The organism is Rhodococcus sp. PML026, from assembly GCF_000963615.1.
GTDB lineage: Bacteria > Actinomycetota > Actinomycetes > Mycobacteriales > Mycobacteriaceae > Rhodococcoides > Rhodococcoides fascians.
In genome coordinates this window covers 953320-969526 of sequence record NZ_KQ031373.1, presented here as the reverse complement: position 1 = coordinate 969526, position 16207 = coordinate 953320, and the positions used below count along the sequence as shown (strand labels likewise).

The window sequence follows — 16207 nt, the reverse complement described above, 5'->3', positions numbered from 1 at the left end:
GCCGAATCGTCGAGACGCGCGCCGTTTCGATTCAGGCATGGAGGGGTTTACCAGATGCGGGTTCTCAAATTGGCAGGCGCTGTCAGCATAACGGCGGTTGCCGTTCTCTGTTCGACGCTTGTCGGCCCAGGTCAGGCCGCTGCGGCGCCCTTGTTTCCGACGCCGATATCGGACGGTTTCTACGCTCCGCCCGCCGACCTCGCCGCTATGGCACCGGGGGACGTGATCTCCAGCCGGCCGATGCCGCCACCTCCCGGCTTCTTCGACGTCGACGTGTGGCAGCTGAAGTTCCGCTCCACGAATTCGGCGGGTAATCCCATCGCGGCGATCAACACCGTGCTGGTCCCCCGCAACAAAGCCCCCAACGGGCCGGTGCTGTCTTACCAACACATCATCAACGCACTCGGTCTCGAATGTGCACCGTCACAAGCGCTCTGGTCCAACGATCCTAATCTGGCGATCCGCGAGGCACCCGCGCTGAACGCCGTTCTGCAGCGTGGCTGGACGGTTGTCATCGCCGATCACCTCGGCCCCAACAGTGCCTACGGTGCAGCCAAGCTCGGCGGACAGATCGTGCTCGACAGCATCCGCGCCACCCAGCGTTTCGATCCGCTGCAGCTGCGGCAGAGCCCGGTTGCGTTGGCCGGATACTCCGGTGGCGGCATGGCGACGGCGTGGGCAGCAGCGTTGCAGAACGACTACGCGCCCGAGCTGAACATCGTCGGCAGCGCCGCGGGCGGTGCTCCGATGAACCTCGAGCGCATGGCTCGCGATCTCGGTTTCGCACCCCACCCGGTGTTCGGTCTCGCCTTCGCCGCTGCGCTCGGCCTCGAGCGTGAGTACCCCACTCGCATTCCGATCAGCTCCCAGTTGAACCCGTTGGGCAAGCAGATCGAAAGCGAGATCCAGAACGGATGCACCAACGACATCATCGCCGCCGGAGCCGGTAAGAGCGCGATGGAGGTCGCGGGCACGTTGGACCTGATGAACAGCCCGGAGATGATCGCGGCCGTCAACGAGAACAGCGTCGAGATGTACCCCGGTGTGCCGAAAGCTCCGTACTTCGAGTGGCACAGTCCCACCGATGCGCTCATCCCGGTCAGCTCGATCGACAACACGATTGCCCGGTACTGCCGGGCCGGGGTCAACGTCACCGAGGTCCAGGTACCCAGCAACGATCACCTGACCGCTGCCGTACTCGGCCTGCCGCAGGCTCTGGAATGGATCGATCAGCGGTTCGCCGGAGTGCCCGCCGTTTCCAACTGCTGACCGTATTGTCCGACCCGGTGCGTGCTGGATGAGCGCATGGGTCGGTTAGGCTAACCTCGCAAACACACGCGCGAGGAGTCCCCATGAAGAAGACCGTCCACGTAGTCGCCGCCGGTGCCGCAGTCATGGCACTGGCGGTCGGCTGTTCGTCGAGCGACGAACCCACTGCCTCAGGTAACTCCGAGAACGGTGCCAACTTTCCCGTCACCATCGAGCACCACTTCGGCGAGACGGTCATCGACGCCGCACCCTCCCGCGTCGTGACCATCGGATTCAACGAGCAGGACTTCGCGCTGGCGCTCGGAGTCAAGCCCGTCGCCACCCGTGGAAATCTCAGTTACGACTACCGCCAACGCCCGTGGGCCCAGGAAGCATTGGGCGGCACCGAGATCCCCGAGGTCGGCAGCACCGACCTGAACCTCGAGCAGATTGCAGCGCAGTCACCCGATCTGATCCTCGGACCGTACTCGTTCATCGATCAAGGCCAGTACGACCAACTTTCGGCGATGGCGCCGACGATCGCAGACATCGGTGGATACGACGACGTCCCCGCGGCCACGTGGCAGCAGGAATTCGCCGTGGTCGGCGAGGCACTGGGCAAGAAGCAGGAATCCGACGAGCGAACTGCCGAGCTCGAGCAGAAGTTCGAGACCACCCAGACCGACAACCCTCAGTTCGCCGGCAAGGCACTGACACTCGCGTTCGTCATGGACGACGGCAGCTACTTCGTTCTCGGTAAGGACGACATCCGAGCGCTGTTCTTCACCGACCTCGGCTTCGAGATCCCCGACGCCAGCGAAACGGTCAGCCCCGAAAACCTCAGCCGACTCGACACCGACGTCCTCGTCATCGCCGGACAGAGCCGCGAACAACTGCAGGCAAACCCGCTGATCGCCGCACTCGACGTCGTGAAGCAGGACCGCACCGTCTACATCGGCTCGTTCAGCACCGACCTACCGTCGGCTCTCGGCTACTCGAGCCCACTGTCCCTCGACTACGCAATCGACGGATTCACCCCGATGCTGGCCGCCGCAACCGACAACGACCCGGCCACCGTGGTCCCAGATCCGATGTCATAGGTCACTCCGCAGGCTGCGCTCCCGGCCTTCATAGCTCACTCCGCAGGCTGCGCTCCCGGCCTTCATAGCTCACTCCGCAGGCTGCGCTCCCGGCCTTCCTAGGTCACTCCGCAGGCTGCGCTCCCGGCTTTCCTAGGTCACTCCGCTGGCACGGTGTGCGCGAACTGTGTTCGATGCAGCTCCTCGTAGCGGCCGCCCGCTGCGAGGAGCTCGTCGTGTGTTCCGCGCTCGATGACCTGTCCGTTCTCGATCACCAGGATGGCGTCCGCTGCTCGGATGGTCGAGAGCCGGTGCGCGATCACCACCGACGTCTTGCCCTCGAGCGCCTCGGCCAGCGCTGCCTGCACGGCGGCCTCGGACGTCGAATCCAGTGAGGCCGTGGCCTCGTCGAGTATCACCACCCGTGGCTGCGCGATCAGCAGCCGTGCGATCGTCAGGCGTTGACGCTCCCCGCCGGACAGGCGGTAGCCGCGCTCGCCGACGATTGTCTCGAGCCCGTCGGGCAAGGAACGCACGAGATCGGCGAGCCTGGCCCGCGACAGTGCGTCCCACAGTTCGTCCTCGGTGGCGTCGGGCCGTGGCAGCAGCAGATTCGAGCGAATGCTTTCGTGGAACAGATGACCGTCCTGAGTCACCATTCCCACTGTGTTGCGGACGGATTCGGCGGTCAGGTCTCGCACGTCGACATCGCCGAGCCGCACTGCGCCGCTGTCGACGTCGTACAACCGAGCGATCAGTTGCGCGATCGTGGACTTGCCCGCACCGGAGGTACCCACCAGGGCGACCATCTGACCGGGTTCGGCCCGGAACGACACACCGTGCAGAACCTCTTCGCCGCCACGGGAATCCAGAGTTGCTACCTCCTCCAGGGACGCGAGCGACACTTTGTCGGCCGACGGGTATGCGAACCTGACGTCGTCGAGTTCGACGGCCACCGGCCCCGGGGGCAGCACCGTCGCGTCCGGCTTGTCGGCGATCAGAGGAACGAGATCGAGCACCTCGAACACTCGCTCGAAACTGACCAGCGCGCTCATGACCTCGACACGGGCACTCGCCAGTGCGGTCAGCGGCGCGTAGAGCCTGGCCAGCAGAAGGGACAGTGCGACAACCGAACCCGGGTCCAGTCGACCACTGAGTGCGTAGAAGCCGCCGAGTCCGTAGACCACGGCGAGGGCCAGAGCCGACACCAGGGTGAGCGCCGTGACGAACACGGTCTGCACCATCGCGCTCCGAACTCCGATGTCGCGGACTCGGGCGGCTCGAACCGCGAACTCGACGGATTCCTGGTCGGGGTGCCCGAACAGTTTGACCAGTGTCGCTCCCGGCGCCGAGAAACGCTCGGTCATCTGGGTGCTCATCGCCGAATTGTGTGCTGCCGCTTCACGTTGCAGACGTGCGAGCCGTCGACCCATGCGACGGGCCGGCAGCACGAACACCGGCAACAGGATCAGCGCGAGCAGAGTGATCTGCCAGGAGATTCCGATCATCACCACGAGCGTCAGAGCCAGCGTCACCACGTTGCTGACGACTCCGGACAACGTGGTGCTGAATGCGCGTTGGGCACCGATGACATCGTTGTTGAGGCGACTGACCAGAGCGCCGGTTCGGGTGCGGGTGAAGAAGGCGATCGGCATCCGCTGTACATGGTCGAACACTGCGGTGCGCAGATCCAGAATCAGACTCTCACCGATGTTGGACGAGAGCCACCGGTTGATCAGACCGAAGCCTGCGTCCACGATGGCGATCACCGCGATGGCCAGAGCCAGCAGCACCACCACACGTAGCTCTCGCCCGTCGACGATCGCGTTGACCACCCGCCCGGCCAATACCGGAGTTGCCACCGCAAGCACCGCCAGCGCGACGCTGAGCACCAGGAAGCCGCCGAGGGCGCGTCGATGCGGTGCTGCGAACGACAGGATCCGGCGCGCAGTCTCCTTGGAGAACGAAGACTGCGCGCCGGAGCTGTTCATCGTGCGATACATCTGGTTCCACGCGGTCATCTCCATGCTCATGACACCAACGTAGAACCTCGACCGAACTCGAGGTCAAGCAGAGCCCGAGAACGGTCGCCGTCACCTCACGCGGCCGCGGCAGCTTCCGCCGGTTCCAGCGCGAGCGCCAGGATGTCGGCCACGTCGGTCATCGGCCGAACGTCCAACGCCTCCAGGACCTCCGCAGGGACGTCGTCCAGATCGGGTTCGTTGCGTGCCGGAATGAACACCGTCTTCAGCCCGGCGCGCTGAGCCGCCAACAGCTTCTGCTTGACTCCACCGATCGGCAGCACACGTCCGTTGAGCGTCACCTCTCCGGTCATTCCCACGTCCGACCGCACCGGACGCCCGGTGGCCATCGACACCAGGGCCGTCACCATCGTCACGCCCGCCGAAGGACCGTCCTTGGGCACTGCCCCGGCCGGAACGTGCACATGGATACTGCGATCCAGTGATTCGGCAGTGACGCCGAATCGAGCTGCGTGCGCTCGCACGTAGGACAGCGCGATCTGCGCCGACTCCTTCATCACGTCGCCGAGCTGGCCGGTGAGCGTGAGGCCCGCGTCGCCCTCGGTGGAGGCCGCCTCGATGAACAGCACGTCGCCGCCGAGCCCGGTTACCGCCAGACCCGTTGCGACACCCGGTACTTCGGTTCGCTCGTGCGCCTCGGGGGTGAAGCGCGGACGACCGAGGTAGGTCACCAGATCCGGCTCGTCGATCTCGAGCGCGTCCGTGGTGCCCGCAAGTTTCGTCGCCACCTTACGTAGAGCCTTGGCCAGCAAGCGTTCGAGTTGCCGCACCCCGGGCTCTCGGGTGTAGTCGGCAGCGATCTTGCGCAGTGCGGCGTCGGTGACGGTCACCTCGTCGGATGTGACTGCCGCCCTCTCCATCTGACGCGGAAGCAGGTAGTTCCGAGCGATGACGACCTTGTCGTCCTCGGTGTATCCATCGATGGTCACCAGCTCCATGCGATCGAGCAGTGGGCCGGGAATCTGATCGATCACGTTGGCGGTGGCAAGGAACACGACGTCGGACAGGTCGAGATCCAGATCGAGGTAATGGTCGCGGAACGTGTGGTTCTGCGCCGGGTCCAGTACCTCGAGCAGTGCGGCGCTGGGATCACCGCGGTAGTCCGAACCTACCTTGTCGATCTCGTCCAGCAGCACAACGGGATTCATCGATCCCGCCTCGCCGATCGCCCGCACGATGCGGCCCGGCAATGCGCCGACGTAGGTGCGACGGTGGCCGCGGATCTCGGCCTCGTCGCGAACCCCACCGAGGGCAACACGGACGAAGGTACGACCGAGAGCGCGGGCCACCGATTCGCCCAACGAGGTCTTACCGACACCGGGAGGTCCGGCGAGCACCATGACTGCACCGGAGCCGCGTCCGCCGACGGACTGCATACCCCGCTCGGAGCGCCGTGCGCGAACGGCCAGATATTCGACGATGCGGTCCTTCACGTCGTCGAGGCCGTGGTGGTCGGCATCGAGAACGGCTCGCGCCGAATCGATGTCGGTGTTGTCGGTCGTGGTGTTGTTCCACGGCAGGTCCAGCACGGTGTCGAGCCAGGTGCGAATCCACCCCGACTCGGGGCTCTGATCACTGGCCCGCTCCAACTTGCCCACTTCACGGAGCGCTTGTTCGCGCACCTTCTCTGGCAGGTCCGCAGCCTCCACGCGGCCGCGGTAGTCGTCCGCACCGTCGGGTTCGTCCTCGCCCAGTTCTTTTCGGATAGCGGCGAGCTGCTGACGCAGGAGGAACTCCTTCTGTGTCTTCTCCATGCCCTCTCGGACGTCACCGGAAATCTTGTCGTTGACCTCGACCTCGGCCAAGTGAGCCTTGGTCCACTCGATCAGCGATGTCAGACGCGTTGCCACGTCAGGTGTTTCGAGCAGATCCCGCTTCTGGACGTCAGTCAGGTACGACGCGTAGCCCGCGGTATCGGCGATCGCGCCGGGGTCGGTGAGCTTGTTGACCGAGTCGATCACCTGCCACGCGTCGCGGCGTTGCAGCATCGCCACGACGAGTTGCTTGTATTCGGCTGCAAGCGCTTTGAGGTCGTCGTTCGGGGTTGTATCGGCGACGGGCTCGGCCTCGACCCACAGGGCCGCCCCGGGGCCACTGACCCCGTGGCCGATGTGCGCACGACGAGTTGCCTTGATGACGGCGGCCGGGCGACCGTCGGCCAACCGTCCCATCTGCACGATGGTGGCGAGAACGCCATAAGCGGCGTACCGATCTTCGAGTCGGGGAGCGACGAGCAGCGTGCCGTCGTTGCTTGCCTTCGCTGCGTCGACGGCGGCGCGTGCGGCCTCGTCGAGTTCGACGGGCACCACCATTCCGGGCAGGACGATCGGGTCGGTCAGGAACAGTACGGGGACACGAACGGTTTCGGTCACTTCTCCTCCAAAGGGTTGAGCTATAGGGGCTCAACTTCGAAAGGAGTAGTGATGTTCCCCGAGCGGTCGATGTTCTCCGTGGGCAGAACACCGACCGTCCACGGCGTCCTACTTCAGGGCGCTGACCAGCTTCTCCGCGAGAGGACGCGTCGATGCGGGGTTCTGGCCCGTGTAGAGGTTGCGGTCGACGACCACATGTGGCGACCAGGCGTCGGCGTTCTCGAACTTGGCGCCGTTCTCGCGCAGCCGGGTCTCGAGGAGCCATGGGGCCTTGTCTGCGAGCCCGGCCTGGGTCTCTTCCTCGTCGGTGAAGCCGGTGAGCTCGTACCCGTCGAAAGCCCAGGAGCCGTCGGTACGGACGGCAGGCAGCAGGGCCGCCGGTGCGTGGCACACCGCCGAGACCACCTTGTTCGCATCGAGGAAGTCGACCACGAGGGCACCGAAGCTCGTCGAGACGGCGAGGTCCTCCATGGGCCCGTGGCCACCGGGGACGAACACGACGTCGAAGTCGGAGGCCTTCTGGTCTTCCAGCTTCGCGGGCGAGGACAGGATCGACTCGATCGAGGCCAGGTAGCTCTTCTGGTCCGCCACCTTCTGCTCGTCGCCACCGTTCGCGTCGACGGCCAGGCTGCCCTCGTCGACGACCGGAGCCTTGCCACCCGGCGTCGCCACCGTGATGTCCCACCCGGCCTCGACGAATGTGCGATGGGACTCGACGAGCTCCTCGGCCCAGTACCCGGTGGGGTGCTTGCTTCCGTCGTTCAGGGTCCAATGGTCGGCAGCGGTTACCGCGAACAGCAAAGTAGTCATGGTCGAACAGCCTCTTTTCTCTATCGGGATCCGTTGGGGTATGCCACGAAACGCCTCGGTCGAAACGCGCCGCCGAAACCGGCGGTGTGGCACTCGTCTCGTCACGTACGCGAAGCGATCACGACCACCGCGTCGAATTCGTCCGATGCGCTCACCCGCGCGTGGAATCCGCAGTCGCGCACTGCCCGCAGAGTCGAATCAGCCAGTGCAGCACTGCTTTCGATCAGCAAGTGACCGCCGGGGGACAACCATGCAGGTGCCCCCTCGGCCACGAGACGGTGGAATCGGGCACCGTCTTCGCCGCCGTCGAGCGCGATCCGCGGCTCGTGCAATCGCGCTTCTCGCGGCATCAGTTCGATGTGGGCCGTCGGGACGTACGGCGCGTTGACCACTATCGCATCGAAGGATCCGAGCAACTCCGGCGGCAAGGCGTCGTACAGATCGCCGCGGTGCACCGTACCCCCGACGGCAGCCAGGTTGCGCGTGGCGCATTCCACGGCCGCCGCGTCGAGATCGGCGGCATGTAATTCGGTGACGCCACCGACCGACAGTCCTACCGCACCTGATCCGCAGCACATGTCCAATAATCGCGACGGCTGCAGTGCTGCAGCGCAATTCACCAGGAATTCAGTTCTCCGACGGGGTACGAATACCCCCGGTTCGACGGCGACGCGTCGACCACAGAACCACACCCAGCCGACGATGTGTTCGAGCGGTTCCCCGGCGATACGGCGAGCGAGCAGGGCGGCGAGATCGTCGCTGTCCGATGCGGATTCGACCAGAATGTCGGCTTCTTCTTCCGCGAACACGCAGCCGGCCCCGCGCAGACCGGACACGACCTCGTCGTACTCGGGTCTCACCATGGATGGAGCCTCCTCCAAGTGCCTGCGCCCAACTGCCCCGCGCTGAAATACTGTAGCCCGGCATGTGTCACAGGGAGTCGAATGAACTGGGAACCCGAGGTCCGACAGATGTGTCTGGCGTTGCCCGAGACCTACGAGGAGCAGGCGTGGGTCGGTACCCGATGGCGGGTACGTGGCCGCACCTTCGCCCACGTCCTCGACATTGTCGACGGCACTCCTCCGGCATTCGCAACAGCAGCGGGGACCGACGGACCGGCTCACGTCCTCGTATTCCGTTCCCGAGGAATAGAACTCGACGCATTGTCGAGGCAGGACGGCTTCTTCGCCCCCGGCTGGGGACCCGAGATCATCGGCATGCTGCTCGACGAGTCGGTGGATCGAACGGAACTCGGCGAGCTGATCACGGAGAGCTACTGCACCCGGGCCCCGAAGAAGCTCGTCGCACTCCTCCGACGTCCGGAGTGACGATTCTCGTTTGACGCTGCGGCTGCCCGAAGGACAGAGTGAACACATGAGCCCACCCGAGAATCTGCTCGCCGATTGCGGCAGCTGCTTCGGACTCTGTTGCGTTGCTCTGCCCTTCGCCAAGTCGTCGGATTTCGCCGTCGACAAAGCCGCCGGGGAACCGTGCCGCAACCTTCAGAAGGACTCGCGCTGCGGCATCCACTCGTCGCTTCGGGAGAAGGGCTTTCCCGGATGCACGGTGTACGACTGTTTCGGTGCTGGGCAGAAAGTGTCGCAATCGACGTTCGCGGGACGGGACTGGCGAGAAACGCCGTCGAACTCGTCGGAGATGTTCGCGGTGTTCCCGATCATGCGGGATCTGCACGAGTTGCTCTGGTACCTGGCAGATGCACGTGGCCGGACATCGACCGCATCCCTGCACAGCCGGCTTACCCACGAGTACGAGGAGCTGGACGCTCTCACGTCGGAGACTCCCGAGGTCCTGTTGTCGGTCGACGTCTTCTCAGTGCGCTCGCGGGTCAACGAGGCGCTGCTCGATGCAAGCGATCTGGTGCGCGCAGAGGTGTCGGGCAAGAAGAAGAACTACCGCGGACGCGACATGATCGGGGCCAAGCTGGCCGGTGCGGACCTCCGCGGTGCGAGCTTGCGGGGCACGTACCTGATCGGGGCGAATCTGCGCGGTGCCGACTTGCGCTGGGCCGACCTGATCGGGGCCGATTTTCGCGGTGCCGATCTCCGCGGTGCGAATCTGCGCGAGACGATCTTCGCGACGCAATTCCAGATCAATGCGGCGCTCGGTGACAGATCGACACAGCTACCCGAGGCGTTGACCCGTCCCGGACATTGGACGTGACCGTTCAGCTCAGTGACCTGCCGGTGCGCTCGAGCGCTTCCTGAACGATCCTCACTGCCTTCGGTCCGACTCCGTGCAGTGACGCGAGCTCAGCAGCGGGCACCCCGGCCAGGTCGTCGAGACAGGTATATCCCGCAGCTCGCAATGCCCGCATCGCGGGGTTTCCGATCCCTGTCGGAAAAAGGGGTTCTGCTGTACTCACCGGCGCATTCTAAAACAGACCGGTAGCCTGTTGCCGTGCCCGAAACCAAGCAGAAACGCGTTGTCATCACCGGAGCGAATACCGGTATCGGCTACTACACAGCTTTGGAGCTGGCCAAGCGCGGCGATCACGTGACGCTCGCCTGCCGCAACCAGGACAAGGCCGACGCCGCAGCGGCGAAGATCCGCGCGGAGGCCCCGAACGGAACTGTCGACACGGCCACCCTCGACCTGGCCGATCTCGGTTCGGTCCGCAAGTACGCCGAGTCGGCTCCCGAATCGATCGACATTCTGATCAACAATGCTGGCGTCATGATGCCGGCGAAGCGAACCGAAACCAAGGATGGGTTCGAGCTCCAGATCGGCACCAACCACCTCGGCCACTTCGCGCTGACCGGTTTGCTGTTCCCCAAGCTCGCCGCCGACGCGAAGATCACGACCGTCGCCTCGGTCGCGCACCGTCAGCGCCCCAAGCTCGACTTCGACGACCTCCAGCTCGAGCGTGGCTACAACGCGCAACGTGGATACGCGAACTCCAAGCTCGCGAACATCCTGTTCGCGCTGGAACTGCAGCGTCGGATCGACAAGGCCGGATCCAAGGTCACCAGCAATGCGGCACACCCCGGCATCTCGTCGACCGAGCTCTACTCGAGCCCGGACGGCTTGGGCAGCAACAAGATCCTGGCGACCCTGGCACCGATCGGACTGAAGTTCATCTCTCAGTCCGCCCGTGCCGGAGCGCTTCCCACACTCTATGCGGTCGACGTCGCAGGCGGCGGTACCTACAGCGGTCCCACATCGCTGTTCGAGTCCCGCGGCAAGCCGGGCCCGGCGAGCATGACCAAGATGGCTCAGGATCCCGCACTCGCAGCCCAGCTGTGGGACGCCAGCGAGAAACTCACTGGAGTCGGCTACCCGTTCTGAGACGGAATCCCGGCGAGATAGACCGATATCGGAAGCCGGGGTTTCGCAACATCTTTCCTCTTCGACGAGAACTACGTCACGACAGAAGGTTTCGTCATCACAACTTCGTGCTCCTGGGGAGCAAGGGGGTAAGGGACTCTGTCACCGGTGTCGTTGAATCCCATGCGCCGATAGAACGCCTGGGCGCGTTGATTGTGCTCGTGCACCTCCAGCGTCAGCTGGTCGTGCCCACGTTTGCCGGCCCACCGCTCGATTTCGAGCAGCAAGGCTTCGGCCAAGCCTTCGCCCCGCAGGAGCGGCGTCACGTAGACGCCCAGCAGAAATGTCCTGCCGTCCTCGACCCGAGCCCGCATGATCCCTACCCATCGACCGGCGTCGTCCACCGCGGCGAATCCACACGACAGCGCAGAACTGGTTTCGGCGGCTCGCCGCAGCCAGTCGTCGTCCGATTGCCGCGACGCAGCATCGAGAGTCTCGCCGAAGGCCTTCGGCGAATCTGCCAACATCTCGAGGCGAAGCGCACGGAACGACCGCCACGACTCGGCCGTGACAGGAACGATACGAAACGCCATGAAGTCGATGCTAGGGAATCGGAAGGCCGATACGGGCTCACGGCCCACCTATGGCGTCCAAGACGGAGCCACTGCAAAACAAAGGGAGACACCCACTACTGACGGCGGTCGGGGGCGACAGCAGTAGCGGGTGTCTCATTGACCATTCGGGGCCCGTCACCGGGTGGATGGGTAGCGGATGGGAAATTCTTTCGAAGTTTTTTCACCGACCGAGGCATAGCCTGTGACCATGCCTTTCACAGCAGCGAACCACTACGACTTCAGCGGTGACGACCTCACCGGAACCGTCGACGCCCATCGCTCCGCCGGAGTGTGGGCGGCGCAGCTCGTCCTCAGTGGAGAGACGCTGGAATCCACCGACGTCACCCGATCCGATCTGGGATTCGAGGTGCGGACCGTCGTCGAGACCCTCTCGGACGGTAACCGGACCCACCTGCTCGTCGTTCTGCCCCGCGTCAACATCGATACGGACGACGGCCAGGACGTCACGTTCACCTCGTACGCAGTGCTGTACACCGTGCACGGCGGAACCACCGAGCAGCACGGCCCGACCGAGTCGTACGACGTGCGGTTGCTCACCGGAACCGCGTCGCTCGTGCAGTGACCGCCGCGGAAATAACCCGGACCGCACCCCGGTTGTACGGCATAGTCAATGCAAACGCATGAACTTGTCGTTCGGGTAGGAGCACGCCATGCAGTTCGGAATCTTCACCGTCGGAGATGTCACCACCGACCCCACCACCGGGACGACGCCCTCCGAGCACGAGCGCATTCGATCGATGGTCACCATCGCCAAGCATGCCGAGGACGTTGGTCTGGATGTTTTCGCGACCGGCGAGCATCACAATCCGCCGTTCGTACCCTCGTCACCGACGACCATGCTCGGCTACATCGCGGCCACCACCGAGAAGTTGATCCTGTCGACGTCGACCACGCTGATCACGACGAACGACCCGGTCAAGATCGCCGAGGACTACGCGATGCTCCAGCATCTGTCCGAGGGACGCGTCGACCTCATCATGGGTCGCGGCAACACCGGCCCGGTCTACCCGTGGTTCGGACAGGACATCCGTCAGGGCATCCCATTGGCTCTGGAGAACTACCAGCTGCTGCGACGCCTGTGGACCGAGGACGTCGTCACGTGGGAGGGAAACTTCCGGACGCCACTCGACCGGTTCACGTCCACTCCCCGTCCGCTCGACGACATTGCGCCGTTCGTCTGGCACGGGTCGATCCGCAGCCCGGAGATCGCAGAAATCGCCGCCTACCACGGTGACGGCTTCTTCGCGAACAACATCTTCTGGCCGAAAGAGCACTACATCCAGCTCATCGATCTCTACCGGGAGCGCTACGAGCACTACGGCCACGGCCGCGCCGACCAGGCCATCGTCGGTCTCGGCGGTCAGGTGTTCATGCGCAAGAACAGCCAGGACGCGGTGAACGAATTCCGACCGTACTTCGACAACGCACCCGTCTACGGCCACGGCCCCACGATGGAGGAGTTCACCGAGCAGACCCCGCTGACCGTCGGATCTCCGCAGCAGGTCATCGAGAAGACGCTCGCATTCGCAGACTACTTCGGCGATTACCAGCGTCAGCTGTTCCTGATGGACCACGCCGGCCTGCCGCTGAAGACAGTGCTCGAGCAACTCGACATCCTGGGCGAGGACGTCGTACCGGTATTGCGCAAGGAATTCGCTGCCCGACGCCCGGCCGGCGTTCCGGAGAATCCTCCGACCGACGCCTCGATGCTGGCAGAGAAGGCCGCGGCCGCTGCGAAGGAACCAGCAGTTGCCGTCTGACACGGAGGTGGCGGTGAACGCCTGGGAGTCGCTGTTTCGCTCCCAGGTTTCCCTGATGCGCCGGTTCGCCGCCGACGACATCTGGGATCCGATCGGCATGCGCGAATACGACGTGCTGTTCACCCTGAGCACCAGCCCGGACCGCAGACTCCGACTGCGTCGACTCAACGACGAGATCCTGCTCAGCCAACCGTCGCTGAGCCGGATGTGCGACCGACTCGAGGCGATGGGTTACGTTGTCCGAGAGCATGATCCGTCGGACAAACGCGGGACCGTGATCTGCCTGACGGACGCGGGATCAGACCTGCAGGCCTCGATCGGACGCAAACACGCCGCCCGCATCAGGCGCTACGTCGGCGATGCATTGGACACCGACGAACTCAGGACACTCGACAGTCTGTGCACCAAGCTCAGACTCGCCCAGACCGACATCCGGGAGCACTGATGATCCAGGTCCTCACCCCACGCGAGGTTCCACTCGGCGGCCCTCGTGCCATGAAGGTGCGCCGCACCCTGCCGCACAAGGACCGATCCCTCATCGGCGCATGGTGTTTCGCAGACCACTACGGGCCCGAGCACTCGCGCATGGACGTCGCACCGCACCCGCACACCGGCCTACAGACCGTCAGCTGGCTGTTCTCCGGTGAGATCGAGCATCGCGACAGCGTCGGATCTCATGCGATGGTGCGGCCCGGGGAGCTCAACCTGATGACGGCCGGGCAGGGCATCAGCCACTCCGAGGTGTCGACACCCGACACCGACATCCTGCACGGGATGCAGCTGTGGGTGGCACTGCCCGCCGTATCCCGTTTCGTGGCACCGACTTTCGAGCACTACGTTCCCGATTCGATCTCCCGGCCCGGCCTGACCGCTCGGGTGTTTCTCGGATCGCTTCTGGGCGAGACCTCGCCGGTGTCGACGTACACGCCACTGCTCGGAGCGGAGATCGTGCTCGACGCCGGGGCGCGGGTCAGCGTCGAGATCGACGAGTCCTACGAACACGGAGTTGTCGTCGACCAAGGATCGGTGACGCTGAACGAGACCGATCTGGCCGCAGCCGAACTCGGCTACCTCGAACCCGGGCACCGGTCGATGCAGCTCCACAATCCCGCCCGCGAACCGGTTCGATTCCTCCTGTTGGGCGGTCCGCCGTTCGGTGAACAGATAGTCATGTGGTGGAACTTCGTCGGCCGCAGCCACGAGGACGTGGTGGAGTATCGGGCCGCGTACGAGGCCGAGAACGGTCAGTTCGGCACCGTGGAGGGCTACCCCGGGCCCAGGTTGCACGCACCGGAACTACCCAACGCGCGGATGAGACCCCGCGGCTGATCCGGAACATGCGCGCGGCTCGGCCGTCAGAACAGGGTGGCGATCTCCGGTTCGGACGGGCGCGGCGCAGCGGGAACGGATTCCTTCTGTGCAACGGGTCCGCTGCGAGCCTCGGTCGGTGCAGGCACCGCGTTCGCTCCGGCGGCCGCGATGGCACGGGCGGCTTCGCCCGCCAGCGCGTCGGCTGCTTCGTTGAAGTGATTGCCGACGTGGCCGCGAACCCACCGGAATCGCACCGGCCCTTCGCGTTCGGTGATGGCTCGCTCGATGCTCTGCACCAGATCGAGGTTGCGCACGGGGGTGCCGCCCGCAGTCTTCCACCCCTTGCGCTTCCAGCCTGCCAGCCACTCCGACGCGCACTTGATGGCGTACTGAGAGTCCGATTCGATCAGCAACGGCTCCGGGCCGGGGTGGGCCAACACTGCCTCGAGCAAGGCGCGGAGCTCGGCTACCTGGTTGGTGCCCGAGGGCTCGCCGCCGGAGTTGCTCGGACCCGTGTGATTGACCCACGCCCACCCGATTGCTCCGCCGGGGTTACGCAGACAAGAGCCGTCCGTACTCACGATGATCACGGACAGGACCCTACTTCGGGCCACCGACAAACCCCGGCTGACTCGCCCCGGCAGCCGGGAGAGACTTCTCCCAAGCTGGGCATCGCTGACACTGTGCTGCGAAACATCGAACCTCAATTCCCGCGGGCGATCCATTCTTCGAGGTGCGGGGACTCGTCCCCGATACTCGTTCCGTCTCCGTGCCCGGTGTTGACCCGGGTCTCGGCGGGCAACGCGAACAATCGATCCCGGATCGAGCCGATGATCGTCGGGAAATCCGAATACGACCGACCCGTCGCCCCTGGCCCACCGGAGAACAACGTGTCCCCCGAGAACAACTGACCCGCCTCGGGCAGATACAGACAACTCGACCCCGGCGAATGACCGGGAGTGTGCAACGCCACGATCTCCGTCCCCGCGACGGTGATCCGCTGACCGTCCTCGAGCACCGAATGCCCGATGCCCGGATGCGTCTGCTCCCACAACACATCATCGGCCGGATGCAACAGAATCGGCGCATCCAACTCCCCCGACAACTGCGGAGCGACCGTCACATGATCGTTGTGACCATGCGTACACACGATCGCCCGCACAGCACGACCGGCGACCGCATCGACGATCGGACCGGCCGTATGCGCAGCATCGACGATCACCACCTCGTCGTCGTCACCGACCAACCAGATGTTGTTGTCGACCTCCCACTCGCCACCATCGAGCGCGAACGTCCCCGACGTGACAACCTTCTCGACCCGGAACTGCCCGCTCACAGGACCACCACCGAACGCAGCACCGTGCCCTGATGCATCTTCTCGAACGCCGCCTCGATATCACCGAGACCGATCCGTTCGGTCACGAACTTCTCGAGCGGCAACCGACCCTGCTCGTACAGATCGACCAACATCGGAAAATCCCGCTCCGGCAGACAATCGCCGTACCACGACGACTTCAACGACCCACCCCGGGAAAAGAAATCGATCAACGGCATCTCCACCGTCATCTCCGGCGTCGGCACCCCGACGAGGACGACGGTCCCGGCGAGATCGCGGGCGTAGAACGCCTGCTTCCAGGTTTCCGGACGCCCGACGGCATCGATGAC

The 16207-nt window shown here is 64.7% G+C and carries 18 protein-coding genes; 9 read left to right on the top strand and 9 right to left on the bottom strand.

Translation table 11 applies throughout. The features are described 5' to 3' along the window. The first annotated feature begins 54 nt into the window (after positions 1 to 54). The gene (locus VF34_RS15345) at positions 55 to 1269 is read left to right on the top strand and encodes a lipase family protein (protein ID WP_027495232.1); all 1215 of its coding nucleotides are present in this window, start codon (positions 55 to 57) and stop codon (positions 1267 to 1269) included. 83 nt (positions 1270 to 1352) lie between these two features. Further along, the gene (locus VF34_RS15340) at positions 1353 to 2348 is read left to right on the top strand and encodes an iron-siderophore ABC transporter substrate-binding protein (RefSeq protein ID WP_032372545.1); all 996 of its coding nucleotides are present in this window, start codon (positions 1353 to 1355) and stop codon (positions 2346 to 2348) included. Positions 2349 to 2485: 137 nt separating this feature from the next. Here the strand turns inward: VF34_RS15340 and VF34_RS15335 are convergent, their stop codons facing one another. From VF34_RS15335 to VF34_RS15320, 4 genes are all read right to left on the bottom strand, one after another. Next, positions 2486 to 4360, bottom strand: a complete 1875-nt coding sequence (locus VF34_RS15335; protein ID WP_032372546.1) for an ABC transporter ATP-binding protein — start codon at positions 4358 to 4360, stop codon at positions 2486 to 2488. A 65-nt stretch (positions 4361 to 4425) separates the two neighbouring features. After that, a complete protein-coding gene (gene lon / locus VF34_RS15330) occupies positions 4426 to 6741 on the bottom strand; it encodes an endopeptidase La (protein WP_032372547.1) in 2316 nt (771 codons plus the stop codon). Positions 6742 to 6849: 108 nt separating this feature from the next. After that, positions 6850 to 7551, bottom strand: coding sequence for a type 1 glutamine amidotransferase domain-containing protein (locus VF34_RS15325; protein ID WP_027495228.1), 702 nt, complete (start codon positions 7549 to 7551; stop codon positions 6850 to 6852). 101 nt (positions 7552 to 7652) lie between these two features. Continuing rightward, entirely contained in the window at positions 7653 to 8414 is a 762-nt protein-coding gene (locus VF34_RS15320) for a putative protein N(5)-glutamine methyltransferase (RefSeq protein WP_032372548.1), read from the bottom strand. 81 nt (positions 8415 to 8495) lie between these two features. Here VF34_RS15320 and VF34_RS15315 point away from each other — a divergent pair, with 81 nt between their 5' ends. Both VF34_RS15315 and VF34_RS15310 read left to right on the top strand, forming a co-directional pair. Then, positions 8496 to 8879 (top strand): MmcQ/YjbR family DNA-binding protein, encoded by a 384-nt coding sequence (locus VF34_RS15315; protein WP_027495226.1) that lies wholly within the window; start codon positions 8496 to 8498, stop codon positions 8877 to 8879. Between the two features lie 46 nt (positions 8880 to 8925). Further along, positions 8926 to 9732, top strand: a complete 807-nt coding sequence (locus VF34_RS15310) for a pentapeptide repeat-containing protein (protein ID WP_045841626.1) — start codon at positions 8926 to 8928, stop codon at positions 9730 to 9732. Between the two features lie 4 nt (positions 9733 to 9736). On the opposite strand, the gene VF34_RS24995 is transcribed toward VF34_RS15310, so the two are convergent. Next, a complete protein-coding gene (locus VF34_RS24995; RefSeq protein WP_032372550.1) occupies positions 9737 to 9934 on the bottom strand; it encodes a helix-hairpin-helix domain-containing protein in 198 nt (65 codons plus the stop codon). Positions 9935 to 9969: 35 nt separating this feature from the next. Between VF34_RS24995 and VF34_RS15300 the strand changes: the two genes are divergently transcribed. Then, positions 9970 to 10857 carry an oxidoreductase gene (locus VF34_RS15300; RefSeq protein ID WP_027495223.1) on the top strand — a complete coding sequence of 296 codons (888 nt, stop codon included), beginning with the start codon at positions 9970 to 9972 and terminating at the stop codon, positions 10855 to 10857. 71 nt (positions 10858 to 10928) lie between these two features. Here VF34_RS15300 and VF34_RS15295 read toward each other — a convergent pair whose 3' ends face one another. After that, positions 10929 to 11429, bottom strand: a complete 501-nt coding sequence (locus VF34_RS15295) for a GNAT family N-acetyltransferase (protein ID WP_032372551.1) — start codon at positions 11427 to 11429, stop codon at positions 10929 to 10931. Between the two features lie 229 nt (positions 11430 to 11658). Between VF34_RS15295 and VF34_RS15290 the strand changes: the two genes are divergently transcribed. The 4 genes from VF34_RS15290 (at position 11659) to VF34_RS15275 (ending at position 14560) form a co-directional block, all read left to right on the top strand. Beyond that, entirely contained in the window at positions 11659 to 12033 is a 375-nt protein-coding gene (locus VF34_RS15290) for a hypothetical protein (RefSeq protein ID WP_145916547.1), read from the top strand. Positions 12034 to 12121: 88 nt separating this feature from the next. Beyond that, the gene (locus VF34_RS15285; RefSeq protein WP_045841625.1) at positions 12122 to 13231 is read left to right on the top strand and encodes an LLM class flavin-dependent oxidoreductase; all 1110 of its coding nucleotides are present in this window, start codon (positions 12122 to 12124) and stop codon (positions 13229 to 13231) included. Continuing rightward, positions 13221 to 13676 (top strand): MarR family winged helix-turn-helix transcriptional regulator, encoded by a 456-nt coding sequence (locus VF34_RS15280; RefSeq protein ID WP_032369579.1) that lies wholly within the window; start codon positions 13221 to 13223, stop codon positions 13674 to 13676. Before VF34_RS15285 ends, VF34_RS15280 begins: the two co-directional genes overlap by 11 nt. After that, a complete protein-coding gene (locus VF34_RS15275; protein WP_094643620.1) occupies positions 13676 to 14560 on the top strand; it encodes a pirin family protein in 885 nt (294 codons plus the stop codon). Before VF34_RS15280 ends, VF34_RS15275 begins: the two co-directional genes overlap by 1 nt. Before the next feature lie 26 nt (positions 14561 to 14586). Here VF34_RS15275 and VF34_RS15270 read toward each other — a convergent pair whose 3' ends face one another. From VF34_RS15270 to VF34_RS15260, 3 genes are all read right to left on the bottom strand, one after another. Next, positions 14587 to 15132, bottom strand: coding sequence for a ribonuclease H family protein (locus tag VF34_RS15270; RefSeq protein WP_032367901.1), 546 nt, complete (start codon positions 15130 to 15132; stop codon positions 14587 to 14589). 113 nt (positions 15133 to 15245) lie between these two features. After that, positions 15246 to 15878 (bottom strand): MBL fold metallo-hydrolase, encoded by a 633-nt coding sequence (locus VF34_RS15265; protein ID WP_045841624.1) that lies wholly within the window; start codon positions 15876 to 15878, stop codon positions 15246 to 15248. Further along, on the bottom strand, positions 15875 to 16207 hold a 333-nt coding region (locus VF34_RS15260; RefSeq protein WP_045841623.1), incomplete at its 5' end, for a zinc-binding dehydrogenase. The genes VF34_RS15260 and VF34_RS15265, both read right to left, overlap by 4 nt.